Genomic DNA, 18,791 nt, shown 5'->3' on the forward strand with positions numbered 1-18,791 from the left:
ACTGACACCAGAATGAAAGAATTCGATGTCGTCGTTGTCGGCGGCGGCCACAATGGCCTGGTCGCGGCCGCGTACCTGGCACGGGCGGGTCTGCGCGTGCGGGTGCTCGAGCGCCTGGGACACGTCGGCGGGGCAGCAGTCTCGATCCAGGCGTTCGACGGCGTCGAGGTTCGTCTATCCCGGTATTCCTACCTGGTCAGCCTGCTGCCGCCGCAGATCATCAAAGACCTGGGTGCCCCGGTCCGGCTAGCCCGGCGCCAGTTTTCGTCCTATACCCCCCAACCTGACACGCACGGACGCTCCGGCCTGCTGATCGGGACCGCCGGCGACGACACCTTTGCCGCGGTCGGCGCGGCCGGCGATGAGCCCGGGTTTGCCGCGTTCTATCGGCGCTGCCGGCTGGTGACCGAACGCCTGTGGCCGACGCTGCTCGAGCCGCTACGCACCCGCGACCAGGCCCGCCGCACCGTGGTGGACTGTGGCGCCCCCGAGGCACTCGGCGCCTGGCACGCCATGATCGAGGAACCGATCGGGCGCGCCATCACCGCCGCGGTGCACGATGACCTGGTTCGTGGCGTGATCGCTACCGACGCGCTGATCGGCACCTTCGCCGGGCTCGACGAGCCATCTTTGACCCAGAACATCTGCTTCCTCTATCACCTGCTCGGCGGCGGCACCGGTGACTGGGACGTCCCGATCGGTGGCATGGGTTCGGTGACCGCGGGGCTGGCCGCCGCCGCCACCGGATACGGCGCCGAAATAGTGACCGGCGCGGAAGCTGTCGCGGTCACCCCGAACGGTGACGTGCGCTATCGCGCTGGCGACGACGAACACCTGGTCCGCGGGCGCTTTGTGCTAGCCGGCGTCACCCCAGCGGTCCTGGCAAAGCTGCTGGGCGATACCGAACCAACCTTGGCCCCGGGCGCACAGGTCAAGGTGAACATGGTGCTGCGGCGACTACCTCGGTTGCGTGATGCCGCCGTCACACCCGAACAAGCCTTCGCCGGGACATTCCACGCCAACGAAACCTGGACCCAGCTGGAAGCCGCGCACCAGCGCGCGGCCGCCGGGCATCTGCCGGATCCGTTGCCGTGCGAGGCGTATTGCCATTCGCTGAGCGATCCGAGCATCCTGTCGCCCGCGTTGCGTGACTCCGGCGCGCAGACCATGACGGTGTTCGGCCTGCACACGCCGCACTCGGTGTTCGGAAACGCCGACCCCGACGTGCTGCGCGACCAACTCACCGCAGCGGTGCTGGCCTCACTGAACTCGGTCCTGGCCGAGCCGATTCAGGACGTGCTGCTGACCGACGCCCATGGCCGGCCGTGCATCGAGACCACGACCACCGCAGACCTACAGCACACGCTGCACATGACCGCCGGCAACATCTTCCATGGCGCGCTATCGTGGCCATTCGCCGAAAACGACGACACCCTGGACACCCCCGCCCAGCAATGGGGGGTGGCCACCAACCACGACCAAATCATGCTGTGCGGCTCGGGCGCCCGGCGGGGCGGCGCGGTGTCGGGTATTGGCGGGCACAACGCCGCTATGGCGGTGTTGGCCTACCTGCGGCAAGACCGCTGACCGACTACCGCCCGTCCATCGCGACATAGTCGCGCTCGGTGTAACCGGTGTAGATCTGGCGCGGACGCCCGATCTTGCTGTCACCCTCGTCGTGCATTTCGCGCCAGTGCGCGATCCAGCCCGGCAGCCGGCCCAGCGCAAACAGCACGGTGAACATCCGGGTGGGGAAGCCGAGGGCACGGTAGATCAGGCCGGTGTAGAAGTCGACGTTGGGGTAGAGCTTGCGCTCGATGAAGTAGTCGTCGGTCAACGCCGCCTCTTCGAGCTCCTTCGCGATACCCAGCAGGGAGTCATCGCCGCCGAGCTTGGACAGGATCTTGTCGGCCTGCTCCTTGACGATCCTGGCGCGGGGGTCGTAGTTCTTGTAGACGCGGTGGCCAAAGCCCATCAGCTTGACGCCGGCTTCGCGGTTCTTCACCTTGCGGACGAACTCGCTCACGTCGTCGCCGCTGTCGCGGATCTGCTCGAGCATCTCGAGCACCGCCTGGTTGGCACCGCCGTGCAGCGGGCCCCAGAGGGCGTTGATGCCGCCCGAGATCGAGGTGAACAGGTTGGCCCGGGAGGAACCCACCAGCCGCACCGTGGAGGTCGAGCAGTTCTGCTCGTGGTCGGCGTGCAGGATGAACAGCATGTCCAGCGCCCGCACCACCTCAGGGTCGGGGTGGTAGGGCTCGGCGGGGAAGCCGAACGTCATCCGCAAGAAGTTCTCGACCAGCGTCAGGGAGTTCTCCGGGTAGAGGAACGGCTGGCCAACCGACTTCTTGTAGGCGTAGGCGGCGATGGTCGGCAGCTTGGCCAGCAACCGGATCGTCGAGAGCTCAACCTGCTCGCTGTCCATCGGGTCCAGCGCGTCCTGGTAGTACGCCGAGAGCGCGTTGACCACGCTGGACAGCACCGGCATCGGGTGGGCGTTGCGGGGGAAACCGTCGAAGAACCGCTTGAGGTCCTCGTGCAGCATGGTGTGGCGCTGGATCCGGCCGGTGAACTGGGCGAGCTGGTCGGTGTTGGGCAACTCGCCGTAGATCAGCAGGTAGCAGACCTCGATGAAGGTCGACTTCTCCGCCAGCTGGTCGATCGGGTATCCGCGGTAGCGCAGAATGCCGGCGTCACCGTCGATGTAGGTGATTGAGCTTTTGCACGACGCGGTATTGACGAAGCCGTTGTCGAACGTGGTGTGTCCGGTCTTGGACAGCAGCGGGCCGAGCGCAATGCCGTCAGCACCCTCGGTGGCATGGGCGATCTGCAGGTCGATCTCGCCCCCCGGGTACTTCAGAGTTGCGGTGTCGTCGGTGTCGGACACGAGAACCCCTTTGCGTTCTGGCTGATATGACTGCCCCACTCGGTGCGTATAGCTGAAGGTAGTCGTTGACACGATGGCGCGCCTGCCCGGGGTCGTATCTGCTGGCCCGGTCGATCTCCGCGACCCTGCTGCCCGGTGGCCATGACGGGCCACCGTGGCATGCCCCGACAAACCCTTTGCATATTCCGTGCGGAAGCCGGATGAACGATCAGACAACCGAATGCGCGCGATCGAGCGGATTGCCGACCGTGCCACACCCCGCCCATCCGCGCCTCGCGAGTCATTAATATTCAGCGACAAATATTTCTGCAGGAACTATTTCATAGACTTAAATCACGCGGTCCACCGGTCCACCGATCGAAGCGCCGGAAATCGCGCGTGGCCCGGCTACCAGGCCAGGACCTCGGGCCGGCGACGCAAGTGATACTGATCGAGGTCGGGATCGGCGAGCATGGCCCGATGCTCGGCCGGCGCGAATGGCCACACCTCCGGCACCCCATCATCGTTCAGATACCAGCTGCTGCAACCCGTCGTCCACACCGTCCTGGGCATCGCAGCCCGCAGCTTGGCATTGAATTCATCGGTTGCCCACGACGTCGGCTCGACCGTGTCGAACTCGCTGCTGCGCCACCGCTGTATCCAGCGCAATATGTGATCGGCCTGCGATTCGGCAATGCCAGTCAACGGGTAATTCCCCACTGGACTATGCGGACCCAGCAGCATGAAAAAGTTCGGAAAGTCCGGCATTGCCACCGTCTGATACGCATATGGGCCGCCGCGCCATACCTCGTCGATCTCGACACCGTCGCGGCCGATCAGCTTCATCGGCCGGAAGAACGCGTGCGAGTCGAATCCGGTGGCGAGCACGATGACGTCCACCTCGCGCAGCACCCCGTCGTCGGTCACGATGCCCGCGTTTTCAATGCGGTCGATGCCCGTGGTGACCAGCTCGACATCGTCACGCTGAATAGCACGGTAGAACCCCGAGGACATCACCAGCCGCTTACACATCGGCTGGTAGTCCGGAGTCAAAGCCTGGCGCAGGTGTGGATCCCGGACCAGGCGCAGGCTGGCACGGCACGTCATCCCCGTTACGCGGCGATGCCAGCCCGGCCTGGTCAGCGCCGCGGTGAATTGTTCGAAGGCCCGGCCCCATATCTTGTAGGCCAACGATTCGAGCCACGGCGCCCCGCGGTAGCAGGCACGACTCACCTTTGAGTACTGCCTGTTAGGCCACGGCAGGATCCACTGCGGGGTGCGCTGGAACATGGTGACCTTGGCCGCCACACCCGCCAGGGCGGAGACGAGTTGCACGCCGGTTGATCCGCTACCGATCACCGCCACGCGCTGCCCCTGCACCGCGACCCGATGATCCCACCGGGCCGAGTGAAAGGCGCTGCCTCCGAAGTCGTCCAAACCTGCGATCGCCGGCACCCGCGGGTGGTGCAGCAAACCGGTGGCCACGATCAAGAAGTCGACCGCCGTCTCTTCGCCGCTATCCGTCACCACCGACCAGTGATCGTCTTCAAATCGAGCGCTGACGATTTCGGTCCCGAAACGAATCCGGTCCCGCAATCGATAACGGTCGGCAATCCCACAGAAGTAGGATTGAATTTCGCCGCCCGGCGAGAATAAGTTCGACCAATCCGGATTCTTGGCAAACGAGTACTGATAAAGCCGCGAAGGCACATCACAGACCAGGCCCGGATATGTGTTCTCACGCCATGTCCCACCGACCTCATCGGCCTTCTCGTAGATGGTGACATCGGTAATTCCACTGTTGAGCAACGTAATTGCCATGCAGATTCCGGCCATACCTGCGCCAACGATGGCGACGGAAGGATCACGCCTTGTCATTGATCAGCTGCTCCCAATAGACGCGCACTACCAAAATTTCCTTCTAAAACTTCCTTCTAAAATGCCGTTCGATAATGCGACATGCAAAAAGGCTGCGTTGACACAACAAGATAAGGGTCCAGTACCCGCCGCTGTCAAATTAAGCCGAAAGCGCCACATAGATCAGAATCCAATTCTGATTTATGTGGCGCGCGGAAATTGAATGCATTACGCACCCGGCGCAAAAATCACCGACCGCAATTAGTGCGAAAGGTTTGCCGATCTCAGGGTTGCAGACGTTCGATCTGTGCGCCGCTGACCCGAATCCGATTGTGCACCCGGTTCTCCCGGCCCTGCCAGAACTCGACCACCTCAGCTGCGATGAGATAGCCGCCCCAATTCGGCGGCACCGGGATGCGCTCGACGTCGGCAAAGCGCGCCGTCACCTGCGCCAATTTGTCGAGCAATGCCGCGCGCGACGCGATCGGCTGCGACTGGTGCGACGCCCATGCGCCCAGCTGAGACCCGCGCGGCCGCAAAGACCAGTAGTCCTCGGTCACCTGCGCAGCGACCCGGCTCACCGGGCCACGGACGTGAACTTGGCGCCCCAGCTGGTACCACGGAAACGTCACGGACGCGTACGGAGTCTCGGCCAGCTCGGCGCCCTTGGCCGAGTCATAGCTGGTGAAAAACGTAATTCCGGCCTCATCGACCGCCTTGCACAGCACCGACCTGCTGACCGGGCGCCCCTGCGAAACGGTGGCCAGCACCATCGCGTTGGGTTCGGCGATCCCGGCATGTTCCGCGTCGTCGATCCACTTACGAACCAGCGCAAGCCATCCGTGGCCGAGCCAGTCCGCATCCAGGTCGGGACTGGCATCCTTTTCGGGTGACCCATATTCCACCCGCATCGCGGCCAGGCGCTGCTCGTTTGGCCCTGTCATTGCGCCAACGCTACCGGTGGGGCTACTAGGCGGTAGTTTCCGCCCCGAGGTGGAGTGCAAGAATTTGGCTATGACTGTGGTCCCGGAAGATTTTGTCCCTGGCCTCAATGGCGTAGTCGCCTTCACCACCGAGATCGCGGAGCCGGATAAAGACGGTGGCGCGCTGCGCTATCGCGGCGTCGATATCGAAGATCTCGTTAGTCTGCGGGTGACATTCGGCGATGTGTGGGCGCTGCTGGTCGACGGGGAATTCGGCCGCGGGCTGCCGCCCGCCGAGCCATTCCCGCTGCCGATCCACACCGGCGATGTACGAGTCGACGTTCAGGCTGGGCTGGCGATGCTGGCGCCCATCTGGGGCTACGCCCCACTGCTGGACATCGATGACGCCACGGCCCGCGAACAGTTGGCGCGTGCGTCGGTGATGGCGCTGTCGTACGTCGCTCAATCAGCACGCGGCATCTATCAGCCGGCCGTGCCTCAGCGAGTCATCGACGAATGTTCAACGGTCACGGCACGTTTCATGACGCGATGGCAAGGCGAACCGGACCCCAGGCACATCGAAGCCATTGACGCCTACTGGGTGTCGGCCGCCGAACACGGCATGAACGCCTCGACCTTCACCGCCCGCGTCATCGCCTCTACCGGCGCGGACGTCGCAGCGGCACTCTCGGGCGCGATCGGTGCGATGAGCGGGCCGCTGCACGGCGGTGCACCGGCTCGAGTCCTCCCCATGATCGAGCAGGTCGAGCGCACCGGAGACGCCCGCGGCCTGGTCAAGGGCATTCTGGACCGCGGCGAGAAGCTGATGGGCTTCGGGCATCGGGTCTACCGCGCGGAGGACCCGCGGGCGCGGGTGCTGCGCGCCACCGCCGAGCGGCTGGCGGCACCCCGGTACGAAGTCGCGGCGGCCTTGGAACAGGCGGCCCTGGCCGAGTTGCGTGAGCGCCGTCCCGACCGAGCTATCGAGACCAATGTCGAGTTCTGGGCCGCGGTCATTCTGGACTTCGCCGGCGTCCCGGCCAACATGATGCCGGCGATGTTCACCTGCGGGCGGACCGCCGGCTGGTGTGCCCACATTCTCGAGCAGAAGCGGCTGGGCAAGCTGGTCCGCCCCTCCGCGATCTACGTGGGTCCGGCGCCGCGCACCCCGGAGTCGGTCGCGGGCTGGGACCGGGTGCTGACCACCGCATAGCACGCGCCCGGACAGGTCGAATCGAGCACCAAATACCAAGCGCTACAAACTAGTTCGGGTAAGAGACGTTGGTGGTCTCGTAGTGGAAGGCGACCGCCGGAGGACTGTGGTCCGACAACGGTTGCCCGTTGGAATTGTTGAAGTTGGGCGCCTCATTGCTGTAGGCGGTGGCCTGCAGCGTCACTCCCGTGCCACTGCGATAGAAGATCTTGTCGAGCAATTCGCATTCGTTGCCGACCATGCAGTCCGGCGCGAACGGCGGCGTGGTGGGGCCGTGCTCGACCTCCACCCAGGCGTCGGTGAGCCCGGTGGAACCGGCGAAGTCGAGCAGGCCGGCTTGGTCCTCGGAGTACAGCGCGTTGAAGTCGCCGGTGACGATCACCGCGCGGCCCGCGGAGTTCTGCAGGATGTAGTTGGCAAGCTGCCTGAGGTTGGCGTTGGTAAGCACCCCACCACCGGTGTTGGCATGCAGGTTGTAGAGGTCCATGGTGTTTCCGCCCGGCAGTTGTAGCTGCGAGTAGCTAAAACCCTTCGGGGTGAGGCAGTTGTCGGCATCGCATTGAAACCACGTCTGCCGGTCGAGCCTTTTCACCTTGAACACGGCGAGGCTATTGAGCCCGTCGGAGAAGGGCACACCGATCGGCCACAGCAAGGTGGGCGGGCTGGGCGGTGTCTGGCTGGGCATCCTGGACTTCTTGATCAGGAATTCGTGGTAGCTGAAATCCTCCTGGACGTTGGACACCGAGAAGTTGTTGAGCCGCTTCCCGATCTCCTTGGTGTAGAGAAAGCGCGGCAGCATCGCGCTGGAGAGCGGGAACGGCAGCCCGGCGATGTTGTACGTCAACATGCTGAAGTCGCCGCTGATCGTGTCGGTCGGGATGTTGCCAACGAAGATCGTCACGGTGGCGACGTCGTCGTGGCCGTGAAACGGGCCCAAGTATCCGGCTAGCCCGTGCACGTGCAGGCTGGTGTCATCGCTGACCGCAACGGTGAACGTGTCGATGCCAACGAAATTCGGCTCGGGGGTGTAGACGAAGGCGGCCCTGCTCTCGTCGATGTTCACCATGCCGTGCTGAGGCCCACCAGGGGTGCCGCGGGGATTGACCTTGAAGGTCATCCTGTTGCCATCCGGGTCGTAGGCCGAAAACGGAACCAGGCCCGTCGAGCCGTTGACGTCGATCTTGAGTTGTTGGGGCGTGGCCACCGGCGTGCGGTTTTCGAGGATCGGCACCACTCCATTGCGGATTGAGGCCAGGAAATTGATCACGGCGTTGAGCAAGTCATCGGGGATGTTGCTGGGATCAAGCTGTGGCGTACCCATCCCTGGCGATGCCGCACCCGGCAGAGCCGTACCGGGCAGTACCGCTCCCGGCTGCGCCGCACCGGGCACCGCACCCGGCTGTGCCGCCCCCGGCAGCAGAGACGCTGCGGTGTTCTCGCCGCCCGGCGGCGCGGGGACGTCGGCCCACGATTCACCACTGGAGGCGTCCGAATCAGTTGGTGCGGCATGGCCGATCGCCTGATCGGTTGCCGCCGCAGCACCCACCACCAGAACGAACACCAGCGCCCCGACCCGGACCGCATGGCTGGCGTAACCCATAAATTCTCCTTGTGCCTCCACCGGGAAAGTGGCTTCGTCGGATGACGCTTTGCCGGTCGATGCGCAAGCTCGCGGTGGCTTGCCGGGCAAGCTCGATGCGAGCCAGGCCCAGCAAAGCCAACGGCCCGTCCGACGGCATCGACTGACAAGTGGCGGTATTGAGGTGTCGCGCTGCTCACCAGGATGTTCGAGGTGTGCAACCGGGAGGTCCGTAACGTGCAGCGAAGTCTGCCGCCCCACCAGAGCTATTGTCAATACCGATCTTTGGAGCCGGAAGCCGCGGTCGAGCCCGCCCGAGTAGCCCGCGTCCGGACATGCAGGACCGCCTCCCCCGGCGCATCATTAACGCCCGCCCTGGCTCGACCGAATGCTCAAACACCGTGAATTCCAATTAAATTCATCCAGATCACCGAGCCCATACCCTGACCATCCCGATGATCCGCCGAGGGGTATAAAAAGGCAGCAAGAAGGCACTGCCAGTGGCGACCGTTGCAGCGACGTTCTGTCGTGAGTGAACTGATCTTGCCAGCCGGATAGCACACAAGAAACGCGATAAAAATGGCCATAGGCATTGCGAGACAGCACTTATCACCTATACGCAGCCATCCCGAGTCAGTGCATTTCAAGGTTTATCCGCTGCCGCCCAATGCCTTTCGAATGAAACAATCGGTGAGCGATGCCATCAGCATCCTCGTTTCGCCCAGGCTTCCGACTTCGGCGAATTTTCGGGTCGACCTATATACCAACATATTTCGTACATGACGAACCTGCGCGCCAGTAGCTTTCACCCTCTCGTCCGGCATTCGCGTCCGACGCCGGAGCCCGAACACCAAAGCGACGCCAGTACGCGATCGTGGATGTTCGGCCACCAAGGGTTGACATATCGCCAGGAAGTGCTAAAGGAGCGCAATTCCCTCGCAAATCCCGTCAAAATCAGCGTGTTTCGTGACGTAATAGTACCCGTGTCGCGATCCAATCGTATTCGCGCCGATGCCGAAAAGTGCTCTCGCAGAAATGAAATCGTAGTCAACGGCGCCGTGTCTAGCGCTTTGGCGTCCACCAGGTCACTTGACGATCACTCGCCCATCACGGTCAGACAGTCACGGTGGACGCATCGCAACATCGGCCCGCGGCCGGGAGCCGGCCGCAGCCAGCAACCGGGGGGGCGAACCAGGGGCGGTCGGGAACCGAGGCGAACCGCACCGAGCGACGGCCACCGCCCGTCGCCTCATCCGCGCCTCATCTGCGCCTGATCTGCGCCTGATCCAAGAGTCCCGCACAGGCGACCAGCGCCCGTCCGGCCACAGGCCACCGGGGCTTGTCGGTGCCCCGCGGTTAAATGACGAACGCCGCGATGAGTTTGTGTCGCGGCTTGGGTCAGTACCGGTGAGCCCATTCGGGAAACCAACAGCAAGGAGACTTTCATGGCAATCAACGTCGAACCCGCCCTGTCCCCCCACCTCGTCGTTCACGACGCCGCGGCCGCCATCGACTTCTACGTCAAGGCCTTCGGGGCCGAGGAGTTGGGCCGCGTGCCCGGTCCGGACGGCAGGCTGGTCCACGCCGCGCTTCGGATCAACGGCTCTACCGTGATGCTCAACGACGACTTTCCCGAGATGTGCGGGGGCAAGTCGATGACACCGGTATCCCTGGGCGGAACACCGGTCACTATCCATCTGACCGTCACCGATGTGGACGCGAAGTTCCAGCGGGCACTGGATGCCGGAGCCACGGTTGTGGCGCCGTTGGACGACCAATTCTGGGGAGACCGCTACGGAGTTGTCGCCGATCCTTTTGGCCACCACTGGTCGCTGGGCCAGCCGGTACGCGAGGTCAGCATGGAGGAGATCCAAGCGGCCATGTCCGCACAGGCGAGCAACTAACGCAGATCAACCCTGACGTTGCGCAGGCGTCGCCGTACCGCGGCGCCTGCGCAACGGCGCGGCCTGACGACTCGCTTACCTGCCGAGGATCGCCGCGAGCAAGCCACGAGACGGGCGCACCGGTGCCCCCGAGGCGGCGGCACCCAGCATGTCGGCCACATCGGTGAACTTGTTGCGCGGACGCCCCTCGGCGTTACCGCGTGCAATCTCGGCCGCGTCGATGGCAAACCATCCCGCGGAGTCGATGACGTCGGGTTCGCGGGTATGCACCAGCTTGGCCAACGCGGCCGGTTTGCACACCGGATCGCCCAGCTTGCCCGCGTTGAAGTCGGCGACCAGCGCCGCAACCGTCTGCAGCGAGCAGGACTTGTTGGTACCGATGAACCCGGAGGGCCCGCGCTTGATCCAGCCCGCGACATAGACACCTGGCACCGGGGCGCCGCGAACCGGGTCCACGACTCGGCCACCGTCATTGGGGACAACCGCCGCATTGTCGTCAAACGGCAGATCGCCAATCTTCGTGCCGCGATACCCGATCGACGTCAGCACCAGCCCCGCATCGAGGGTGCGCATTTCGTCGGTACCGGTCACCGAAAACTCCACGCCGCTGGCTCGCTGCTCACCACGCACCGATCGGGGGGTGAGTTGGTATGCCAGCCGGATGCGCGGGCCCGATGCCGCCGAGCCCTCCCCCAGCGTTGCCAAGATCTCCAGCTTGCGCTTGGTCAGTTGGTCGGAGACGGTTGCCAAATCGTCAAGGACCCGCTGACGATCGGCCGCGTCGAGAACCACCTCGGCGCAACCCGTGAGCCCGATCAGCTCGGGCAGAGTGAACGCCGAGTGGGCGGGTCCGCGGCGGGCGGCGATCACCACCTCGCGAACCGCCGAGTTGCGCAGTGCGCGCAGCGCCGGATCAGCGATATCGGTGCGAGCCAGGTCGTCCGGATTCGCGGTGAGCATGCGTGCCACGTCGAGGGCGACATTTCCGTTGCCGATGATCACCGCGCGCTCATGGCTCAGGTCGACAGGTAGGTCAGTGAAGTCTGGATGCCCGTTTATCCATGCGACCAACTCGGTCGCGGTACCGGTGCCCGGCAAGCCCATCCCATCGATGTGCAGACGACGATCATCGGGCGCGCCGACCGCATACACCACAGCGTGATGGTGGGCCAACAAATCCGCGTGACTCAGCTGCCTGCCGATCTCCACGTTGAGGTAGAACCGAAACCGGCGATGGCGTGCCACCCCGTCGAACAATCGGGTGACCCGTTTGGTGTTCTGATGATCCGGCGCCACACCGGCGCGCACCAAGCCGTAGGGCGTGGGCAGCTTCTCAAAGACGTTGACGCGCACGCCATGCTGAACCAGCAACTCGTCGGCGGCATACATCGCCGCGGGCCCGGACCCGACGATGGCGACGGTGAGGGGCTGGCTGCGCGGCCGAACCTGGGCAGCAGGGATCACCGGTGCCAGCTTTGACGTTGGCGGTAGCTTCTCGCCGCCCTGACGCTGCGGATAGTACGACGCATTGATTTCCACGAACGGCAGTTGCTTGGAGTCCAGCCGCGAGTCGGGTGCAATCGCACCCACCGGGCACGCGCTCACACATGCACCACAGTCCACGCAGGCCACCGGATCGATATAGAGCATTTCCGACGTCGCGAAGCCGGGCTCGTCAGGTGTCGGGTGGATGCAATTGACCGGGCAGGCGAACACACAGGACCCGTCGTTGCAGCACGACTGGGTAATAACGTGCGGCATAGAACAGCTCGTAACGGCCTATGCGGCGGGCGAAGCGGCCAAGTGCTGGCGCTGCGGCTCGCTGCGATACCGAGACGGCTCCCCATCGATCTTGCAGATACGCCACATCAACCGCGCCGAGCGAGTCTGCATCAGACCGGTGTCGTGGGCCAGCATCCGCACGTCGGCGAACATGTCGCGCAACCACTTTCGCGACTCTGGCGATCTGAAGAACAGCTCCTTTTTGACCTCACGCGGGATGTCGAACTCCGCCCAGAACTCCTTCGGCGGCACCAGGATCGCATTGGCCAGCGACCGCATCGTCAGCGGCAAGTACAGCGAGATCCAGAACCGCTGCCGCTTGGTGAGCTTCGGCAAGCGTTTGCGGAGGAATTCGTGCGCGAACGAGATGTGCCGGGCTTCCTCGGCGACATGGATGGCCATCACCCGTTCCATGACCGGATGGAGCAACTTACCTTCGCGCAACACGTTCTTTTGGGTGTGGTCGATGGGCTCCTCGCCGGCGAGCACACCAATGAAGAACGCCACCGGCAGGGGGCCGGCCACCAATGGAACCAACGGCGAAATCCAACGCAACCGCCGGGGCATCCCGGGCACGTCGGCGCCGACACGGTTGACCATCTCCTGGAACATCATGGTGTGGTTGCACTCTTCGACCGATTCGTGCAGGCAGTACCGATACTCCGGTGATCCGTTGGGCATCCAGAAGGTGTAGTTCATCAGGCCCCTGACCAGGATGGACTCAAAATGCAGCCCAACCTTGGCCACGTTGGCCTGCCGCCACATCCCGATCTTGATCTTGCGTTCTTCGGATTGAGCCTGGTACCAGGGATGGCGCCCCAACGGGTCCGTTGCCGGGAGGATCCACCGGGGATCGTTGTCAGTGACAGCGAACTCCGGTGACTCCCAATCGATATCGGTGTACGGGTTGAAATTCCGCCGCACAGACCCCTCGGACAGTGTGGCGAGCATTTCCACGTACTCGGCGTCGTCGCGCACTTCCATATTGCGGCGCCACCGCCGAACCATTCGCGTCCTGGCCATTACAGCCCTCCTCGATGAGGTTTACATTCGGACGTGTGATGAACACGGTACCGCTGGTACCGGGAATTATCTAGACCCCGGACGACTCAGTGACCCACACCCCAATGGGCGGCCAACTGTGGGCTCGCTCACATCGGATCGCGCTGCCAGGCATTTTTCGGCCCGCTTGGTCACCACCGCGCCACCTCTCATTACCCTGATTACCATGGCTGACCAGCTCGCGACTTCCCTCGACATTCCCGCCAACCTCAAGCCCAGCGACGGGCGCTTCGGATGCGGCCCGTCCAAGGTCCGGCCCGCCCAATTGCAGGCCCTGACCAGCACCGCAGCCGAGCTGTTCGGCACCTCCCACCGTCAGGCACCGATCAAGAATCTGGTCGGCCAGGTGCGGTCGGGGCTGACCGACCTCTTTTCGTTGCCCGACGGCTACGAGGTCATTCTGGGCAACGGCGGCGCGACGGCGTTCTGGGACGCCGCGGCCTTCGGCTTGATCGACAAACGGTCGTTGCACCTGACCTACGGCGAGTTCAGCTCGAAGTTCGCCTCGGCCGTCGCCAAGAACCCGTTCATCGGCGACCCGATCATCATCAAGGCCGACCCGGGCAGCGCACCCGAACCGCAGGCCGACCCCTCCGTGGATGTCGTTGCCTGGGCCCACAACGAGACATCGACCGGTGTGGCGGTGCCGGTGCATCGTCCGGCCGGCTCAGGCGAAGCGTTGGTTGTCATCGACGCCACCTCGGGCGCCGGCGGCCTGCCGGTGGACATCACCGAGGTCGACGCCTACTACTTCGCGCCACAGAAGAACTTCGCCAGCGACGGCGGCCTCTGGCTGGCCATCATGAGCCCGGCCGCGCTGGCGCGCGTCGAGGCCATCGCCGCGTCCGGCCGGTGGGTCCCCGACTGCTTGTCGCTGCCGATAGCGATCGAGAACAGCCTGAAGAACCAGACCTACAACACTCCGGCGATCGCCACCCTGGTGCTGCTGGCCGAACAGCTCGACTGGCTGCTCGGCAATGGCGGGCTGGACTGGGCCGTCAAGCGCACCGCCGACTCGTCGCAGCGGTTGTACTCGTGGGCGCAGGAACGTCCCTACACCACCCCGTTCGTCAGCGATCCCGCCCTGCGCTCACAGGTGGTGGGCACGATCGACTTCGTTGACGACGTGGACGCCGCCGCCGTAGCCAAGACCCTGCGGGCAAACGGCATCGTCGACACCGAGCCGTACCGCAAGCTGGGCCGCAACCAGCTGCGGGTCGCGATGTTCCCCGCGGTGGAACCCGACGACATCAGCGCACTCACCCAGTGCATCGACTGGGTTGTCGAGCGTCTTTAACCTCGCCGTTATCAACCGGCAACCGTCCAGCGTGTCAGCGCGGCGGCAGCCTTTCGCTGCCGTAAAGTTCGCAACGTAACAGGTCCGGTGCCGACCTGCACGGAGCCTGCGAGGAGAAGCCATGCGGGAACTGAGAGTGGTTGGGCTCGACGCCGACGGCAAATACATTCTCTGCGAGGGTGTCGACTCAACCGAGAAATACAAGCTGCCCGCCGATGACCGGCTGCGGGCCGCGTTGAAGCGCCAACCGATACCGCCCGAGCAACCACAACTCGACATAGAAGTCACCAACATGCTCAGTCCCAAGGAAATTCAGGCTCGCATCCGCGCCGGGGCATCTGTCGAACAGGTCGCCACCGCGTCAGGCTCAGACATCGCGCGCATCCAACGCTTTGCCCACCCGGTGTTGCTGGAACGCTCGCGCGCCGCCGAACTGGCGACGGCCGCGCACCCCATGCTCGCCGACGGCCCCGCGGTTCTGACGCTGCTTGAAACCATCACCGCAGCGCTGGTGACCCGTGGCCTCAACCCCGAACGGCTCGACTGGGACGCCTGGCGCAACGAAGACGGCCGCTGGACGGTACAGCTTGCCTGGAAGGCCGGCCGCTCGGACAACCTCGCGCATTTCCGTTTCGCCCCGGGAGCCCACGGCGGCACGGTCACCGCGATCGACGACGCGGCCAGCGAACTAATCGACCCGGAGTACAAGGCACCGCTACGGCCCCTGGCGCCGGTCTCGCACCTGGCCTTCGACGAACCCGCAAAGCCGGCCAAGCAGGCAAAGCCCGCCAAACCGGCGAAGCAGACCCCGCCCGCTCCGGCCGAACAACCCGCCAGCAGCCGCCGTGGCAAGCCGGCCATCCCGGCCTGGGAGGACGTGCTGCTCGGGGTGCGTTCGAGCGGCCAGCGCTAGCGGCTGCCCAATCCGGCGAGGCCGATCAGCGCCAACCACGCCACGGCCACACCCACCCCCGCTCCCAGCACAAACCAGCGCAGCACCGGGGTGTTCCGCCAGCCCCAGAGCGACGGTGCCAGCCCGCCGACCGCCACGATGTTGAGACCGACCGCCAGCAGCGGATGCACGCGAATGAGCCCGATGCTGAGCACCGCATCGCCAACCCCTACCACCGCTGCGACAAAGGCGGCCACCGCCAAACCCGCAGCCCAGGGGACAGATTCACCGCGTTCGTCAGTCACTGGCCGAGCCTAGCCCGCTCATAGAAGGCCAAAGCGGCCGCCGTCGCCACGTTGAGCGAGTCGGTGCCCCGCGACATTGGGATGCGCACCCGCAGGTCGCTGATCCGCAGCGCAGCCGCCGTCAGTCCCGGTCCCTCCGCGCCCACCAGCAAGGCAACCGGTTGATCGCCCACGGCGTCCATCGCCTCGGGCAGCGCACGAGCGTCGCCCTTGGGTGTCAGCGCCAAGAGCCGAAATCCGCGTTCTTTCAGTGCGACAAGCTCCGCGGGCCAATCGGTTGCGCGCGCGTAGGGCACCAGCAACGCGTGCCCCATGGACACGCGCACCGCGCGGCGGTACAGCGGATCCGCGCAGCCGCTGCCGAAAATCACCGCGTCCACGCCCAGGCCGGCCGCGTTGCGAAAGATCGAGCCCAGATTCTCGTGGTCATTGACACCTTCGAGAACAGCGATGGTGCGGGCGCCATCCACGACTTGCCCAACGCTGGGCTCGACCACCCGGCTCGCGGCGGCTAACACGCCACGATTGAGGTGAAACCCGACCACCTGCGCCATGACGTCCGGGGAGACCCGGTAGTAAGGTGCCCCAACGCCGGCCAGATCGTCTTTCAGCTCGAGCAATCTGCGATCGGTCCCAAGCAACGCGCGCGGCGAAAACCGCGACGCCAGCATGCGCTGGACGACCAACACACCCTCGGCGATCACCAACCCTTTGCCCGACGGCAGGTCGGGCCGGCGGTCGATGCTGTTGAGGTCGCGGAAATCATCGAGGCACGGGTCGTCGGGATCGCTGACATCTCGCACATCGACGTCGCGAACATGGCTGTGCGCGGTCACGGGCTTTCGTCGACCAGCGCCATCATGATGTCGGCGGCGTTGCGCAGAATCTCGCGCTTGTCGCCGTCCAGCGTCGCCAAGCGCTCGGCCAGCCATTCCTGGCGGGCCCGCCGCGCCGCTTTGACCAGCTCCGCACCCGCTTCGGACACCGAGACCAGCACCTGGCGGCCGTCAACGGGGTGCGGCGTGCGATCCACCAGACCCATGTCGGCCAGCGAAGCGATCACCCGAGTCATCGACGGTGGGCGGACCCGCTCGCGGATCGCCAACGCGCCGGGTGTCATCGCGCCCTCATTGGCCAACGTGGTCAATGCCGACAACTGAGACAACGACACCGGCGACGAGGGGTTCCGAAATCGAAGTTGGCGGGCCAACCGCATAACTGCCAACGACAAGTCGCTAGCCAGCCGCCCATCGCTGTCAGGCACAGCGCGAGGTTACATCGGAACGCAATGGCGCGGGTTCAGAACGGCAAACCCATGCCCGCCGTGTCCGACGGCCAGGATTCGGCACGACCGCCCGCGCCCGCATTGGCACACCGCTTACCGAAGCCTGGCCGCGCCCGGGGCGGCCTGGGCCGATGGGTCGCTCGCGGACACGAGAACGACCCCGCCGTCGGCGCGACGGCAAACCCACCTGCATCCGCACGGCCGCCCGGATGACGACTTGGCTATCTTGGAGACACGATGAGTATCGAGCCCGACCAAAGCCCCGAACCGCCTCCGCTACCGGCGGTCCTGCTCGAGGTGTGGCCGGTCATCTTGGTCGGAGCGCTCGCCTGGTTGGGCGCGGCCATGGCGGCGTTCCTGGTACCCAGCCTGCAGGGCTGGCGTCCAGTGACGGTGGCCGGACTGGGGGTGGGATTGTTCGGTACCTGCCTTTTCGTCTGGCAGCTTGCCGCTGCCCGCCGCGGTGCGCGCGGCGCTCAGGCCGGACTCGAGACCTACCTCGACCAGCAGCAAATCGATCGGTAATTGCCTACCCGGGAGGACCCATGGCATCTCCGCTGTTGCAAACGCACATTGATATCGACGCGCCACCCTCGAAGGTCTGGGCGTTGATATCCGATCTGCGACGAATGCCCGAGTGGAGCCCGCAGTGCCGCTGGATGCACCAATTCGGCCCGTTGCGCCAGGGCACCCGCACCCTGAACTTCAACCGCCGCAACCGCCTGTTCTGGCCCACCAGCTCCCGAATCGTGGACGTCATCCCCGAGCAGAAGCTGGCATTCCGGGTCGATACCAACCGCACGATCTGGAGCTATGAGCTGGAGCCGCACGGCGCGGGAACCCGGCTGACCGAGAGCCGTCACGCCGAAAACGGCGTCAGCGCATTCTCGAGCATGTCGGTGAATGCCCTGCTCGGCGGCAACACGAACTTTGAACGTGAGCTGGTCGAAGGCATGAACACCTCGCTGGCCAGGATCAAGGCTGCCGCCGAAGCAGGCTAGTCCGACGACTCGGCCGGCTTCTCCACCACATCGAGCACTCCGTCGTCATACGGCTCGTACATCGGTGAGCCGGTGCCCGCCGGAGCGGGGGTATCCGAGTGCGCGCCGCAACCGTACTGCTTGTCGACAACGCGTCCGTCGGCCGCCAGTTCGTTACCGCATACCCCGAACATCGCACCCAGCGATCCGGCCAGCGGTAGGAAGAACCCACAGTCTCGACACACTCGCTTGGTCGATCGCGCCATCGGCGAATCGGGGCCGCAGTCTCCGTCATGCCATCGTTGGGCCGCCTCGGCACGGCCCCAACCGCTCATCACCCAGCGCCGGCCGAGCCCGACCTCTGCCGCGGTCTCATCGACCTGAGCGTCACCGCTGGCGGCGTAACCCGGCACCAGCCGTGGATCGTCCTTCGCCGGCGCCAGCAGGTCTCCCGGGCTTAGATCCCCCGGCCGTACCCGCTGCTCCCACGGCACCCAGGCCGGCGCCAGCAGCGCGGTTGGGCCCGGGACCAGCACCACCTCACTGACGGTGACCCGATCGGCACCGACGTAGCTGGCCACCACTGCGGCCCACTGCCAGCCCTGGTAGCCGGGCAGATGCGCCAGGAATCGGTGGGTGGCGGCATTGGGATCTTCGTAGCTGACGCCCAGGTAATCTCCGACAGCCTCGGGGCCGCTGAACTCCTCGACAGCCTCCCTGGCAAGCGCAACCGCACCCGTGAGCGTCGGCGCCAGCTCTTCGGGCCACTCGGCCACGGCCGTCGCGGAGGATTCCGTCGAGTCCTCAAAGGGTCCGGTCACATTCCCTTTCCTTTCTGCAAGCGAC

General features: G+C 65.0%; 17 protein-coding genes. 7 read left to right on the forward strand and 10 right to left on the reverse strand.

Annotated features, from left to right (window positions below):
- Window positions 1-12: 12 nt before the first annotated feature.
- Entirely contained in the window at window positions 13-1,587 is a 1,575-nt protein-coding gene (locus CCUG20998_RS23020; RefSeq protein ID WP_020729603.1) for a phytoene desaturase family protein, read from the forward strand.
- Between the two features lie 4 nt (window positions 1,588-1,591).
- Here CCUG20998_RS23020 and CCUG20998_RS23025 read toward each other — a convergent pair whose 3' ends face one another.
- From CCUG20998_RS23025 to pdxH, 3 genes are all read right to left on the reverse strand, one after another.
- Window positions 1,592-2,887 carry a citrate synthase gene (locus CCUG20998_RS23025; protein ID WP_012396181.1) on the reverse strand — a complete coding sequence of 432 codons (1,296 nt, stop codon included), beginning with the start codon at window positions 2,885-2,887 and terminating at the stop codon, window positions 1,592-1,594.
- Between the two features lie 387 nt (window positions 2,888-3,274).
- Window positions 3,275-4,744, reverse strand: a complete 1,470-nt coding sequence (locus CCUG20998_RS23030) for a flavin-containing monooxygenase (protein WP_020729601.1) — start codon at window positions 4,742-4,744, stop codon at window positions 3,275-3,277.
- Between the two features lie 263 nt (window positions 4,745-5,007).
- Window positions 5,008-5,667, reverse strand: coding sequence for a pyridoxamine 5'-phosphate oxidase (pdxH, locus tag CCUG20998_RS23035; protein ID WP_020729600.1), 660 nt, complete (start codon window positions 5,665-5,667; stop codon window positions 5,008-5,010).
- 70 nt (window positions 5,668-5,737) lie between these two features.
- Here pdxH and CCUG20998_RS23040 point away from each other — a divergent pair, with 70 nt between their 5' ends.
- The gene (locus CCUG20998_RS23040) at window positions 5,738-6,859 is read left to right on the forward strand and encodes a citrate synthase 2 (RefSeq protein ID WP_012396184.1); all 1,122 of its coding nucleotides are present in this window, start codon (window positions 5,738-5,740) and stop codon (window positions 6,857-6,859) included.
- A 49-nt stretch (window positions 6,860-6,908) separates the two neighbouring features.
- Here the strand turns inward: CCUG20998_RS23040 and CCUG20998_RS23045 are convergent, their stop codons facing one another.
- Window positions 6,909-8,459, reverse strand: a complete 1,551-nt coding sequence (locus CCUG20998_RS23045) for an Ig-like domain-containing protein (RefSeq protein WP_020729599.1) — start codon at window positions 8,457-8,459, stop codon at window positions 6,909-6,911.
- A 1,424-nt stretch (window positions 8,460-9,883) separates the two neighbouring features.
- Here CCUG20998_RS23045 and CCUG20998_RS23050 point away from each other — a divergent pair.
- Window positions 9,884-10,342 carry a VOC family protein gene (locus CCUG20998_RS23050; RefSeq protein ID WP_012396186.1) on the forward strand — a complete coding sequence of 153 codons (459 nt, stop codon included), beginning with the start codon at window positions 9,884-9,886 and terminating at the stop codon, window positions 10,340-10,342.
- A 75-nt stretch (window positions 10,343-10,417) separates the two neighbouring features.
- On the opposite strand, the gene CCUG20998_RS23055 is transcribed toward CCUG20998_RS23050, so the two are convergent.
- Together CCUG20998_RS23055 and CCUG20998_RS23060 are read right to left on the reverse strand one after the other, a co-directional pair.
- Window positions 10,418-12,103 carry an FAD-dependent oxidoreductase gene (locus CCUG20998_RS23055; protein WP_036456049.1) on the reverse strand — a complete coding sequence of 562 codons (1,686 nt, stop codon included), beginning with the start codon at window positions 12,101-12,103 and terminating at the stop codon, window positions 10,418-10,420.
- Window positions 12,104-12,121: 18 nt separating this feature from the next.
- Window positions 12,122-13,147 carry an AurF N-oxygenase family protein gene (locus tag CCUG20998_RS23060; RefSeq protein ID WP_012396188.1) on the reverse strand — a complete coding sequence of 342 codons (1,026 nt, stop codon included), beginning with the start codon at window positions 13,145-13,147 and terminating at the stop codon, window positions 12,122-12,124.
- Window positions 13,148-13,352: 205 nt separating this feature from the next.
- Between CCUG20998_RS23060 and serC the strand changes: the two genes are divergently transcribed.
- Together serC and sepH are read left to right on the forward strand one after the other, a co-directional pair.
- On the forward strand, window positions 13,353-14,483 hold the full coding sequence (serC, locus tag CCUG20998_RS23065; RefSeq protein ID WP_020729595.1) for a phosphoserine transaminase: 1,131 nt from the start codon (window positions 13,353-13,355) through the stop codon (window positions 14,481-14,483).
- A 121-nt stretch (window positions 14,484-14,604) separates the two neighbouring features.
- Complete coding sequence (sepH, locus tag CCUG20998_RS23070; RefSeq protein WP_020729594.1) at window positions 14,605-15,396, forward strand: septation protein SepH; 792 nt, start codon at window positions 14,605-14,607, stop codon at window positions 15,394-15,396.
- Here sepH and CCUG20998_RS23075 read toward each other — a convergent pair.
- From CCUG20998_RS23075 to CCUG20998_RS23085, 3 genes are read right to left on the reverse strand one after another with little or no spacing between them, the layout of a single operon-like run.
- Window positions 15,393-15,680 (reverse strand): DUF2537 domain-containing protein, encoded by a 288-nt coding sequence (locus tag CCUG20998_RS23075; protein WP_020726531.1) that lies wholly within the window; start codon window positions 15,678-15,680, stop codon window positions 15,393-15,395. The genes sepH and CCUG20998_RS23075 overlap by 4 nt on opposite strands.
- A complete protein-coding gene (locus CCUG20998_RS23080) occupies window positions 15,677-16,516 on the reverse strand; it encodes a TrmH family RNA methyltransferase (RefSeq protein ID WP_020729593.1) in 840 nt (279 codons plus the stop codon). The genes CCUG20998_RS23075 and CCUG20998_RS23080 overlap by 4 nt, the downstream gene beginning before the upstream one ends.
- The gene (locus CCUG20998_RS23085) at window positions 16,513-16,944 is read right to left on the reverse strand and encodes an Rv0880 family HTH-type transcriptional regulator (protein WP_036450529.1); all 432 of its coding nucleotides are present in this window, start codon (window positions 16,942-16,944) and stop codon (window positions 16,513-16,515) included. The genes CCUG20998_RS23080 and CCUG20998_RS23085 overlap by 4 nt, the downstream gene beginning before the upstream one ends.
- A 258-nt stretch (window positions 16,945-17,202) precedes the next feature.
- Between CCUG20998_RS23085 and CCUG20998_RS23090 the strand changes: the two genes are divergently transcribed.
- Window positions 17,203-17,490, forward strand: coding sequence for a DUF2530 domain-containing protein (locus tag CCUG20998_RS23090; RefSeq protein WP_020729592.1), 288 nt, complete (start codon window positions 17,203-17,205; stop codon window positions 17,488-17,490).
- A 20-nt stretch (window positions 17,491-17,510) separates the two neighbouring features.
- Window positions 17,511-17,966 (forward strand): SRPBCC family protein, encoded by a 456-nt coding sequence (locus CCUG20998_RS23095; RefSeq protein ID WP_020729591.1) that lies wholly within the window; start codon window positions 17,511-17,513, stop codon window positions 17,964-17,966.
- On the opposite strand, the gene CCUG20998_RS23100 is transcribed toward CCUG20998_RS23095, so the two are convergent.
- On the reverse strand, window positions 17,963-18,766 hold the full coding sequence (locus CCUG20998_RS23100) for a DUF3027 domain-containing protein (protein WP_012396196.1): 804 nt from the start codon (window positions 18,764-18,766) through the stop codon (window positions 17,963-17,965). The two genes, CCUG20998_RS23095 and CCUG20998_RS23100, sit on opposite strands and share 4 nt — an antisense overlap.
- Window positions 18,767-18,791 lie beyond the last annotated feature (25 nt).

Origin of the sequence: Mycobacterium marinum, from assembly GCF_003391395.1 — a bacterium.
Lineage (GTDB): Bacteria > Actinomycetota > Actinomycetes > Mycobacteriales > Mycobacteriaceae > Mycobacterium > Mycobacterium marinum.

Coding starts and splice junctions, on each gene's coding strand:
- CCUG20998_RS23020 (WP_020729603.1), top strand. CDS start 13: ATGAAAGAATTCGATGTCGTCGTTGTCGGCGGCGGCCACAATGGCCTG.
- CCUG20998_RS23030 (WP_020729601.1), bottom strand. CDS start 4,744: ATGACAAGGCGTGATCCTTCCGTCGCCATCGTTGGCGCAGGTATGGCC.
- pdxH (WP_020729600.1), bottom strand. CDS start 5,667: ATGACAGGGCCAAACGAGCAGCGCCTGGCCGCGATGCGGGTGGAATAT.
- CCUG20998_RS23040 (WP_012396184.1), top strand. CDS start 5,738: ATGACTGTGGTCCCGGAAGATTTTGTCCCTGGCCTCAATGGCGTAGTC.
- CCUG20998_RS23045 (WP_020729599.1), bottom strand. CDS start 8,459: ATGGGTTACGCCAGCCATGCGGTCCGGGTCGGGGCGCTGGTGTTCGTT.
- CCUG20998_RS23050 (WP_012396186.1), top strand. CDS start 9,884: ATGGCAATCAACGTCGAACCCGCCCTGTCCCCCCACCTCGTCGTTCAC.
- CCUG20998_RS23055 (WP_036456049.1), bottom strand. CDS start 12,103: ATGCCGCACGTTATTACCCAGTCGTGCTGCAACGACGGGTCCTGTGTG.
- CCUG20998_RS23060 (WP_012396188.1), bottom strand. CDS start 13,147: ATGGCCAGGACGCGAATGGTTCGGCGGTGGCGCCGCAATATGGAAGTG.
- serC (WP_020729595.1), top strand. CDS start 13,353: ATGGCTGACCAGCTCGCGACTTCCCTCGACATTCCCGCCAACCTCAAG.
- sepH (WP_020729594.1), top strand. CDS start 14,605: ATGCGGGAACTGAGAGTGGTTGGGCTCGACGCCGACGGCAAATACATT.
- CCUG20998_RS23090 (WP_020729592.1), top strand. CDS start 17,203: ATGAGTATCGAGCCCGACCAAAGCCCCGAACCGCCTCCGCTACCGGCG.
- CCUG20998_RS23095 (WP_020729591.1), top strand. CDS start 17,511: ATGGCATCTCCGCTGTTGCAAACGCACATTGATATCGACGCGCCACCC.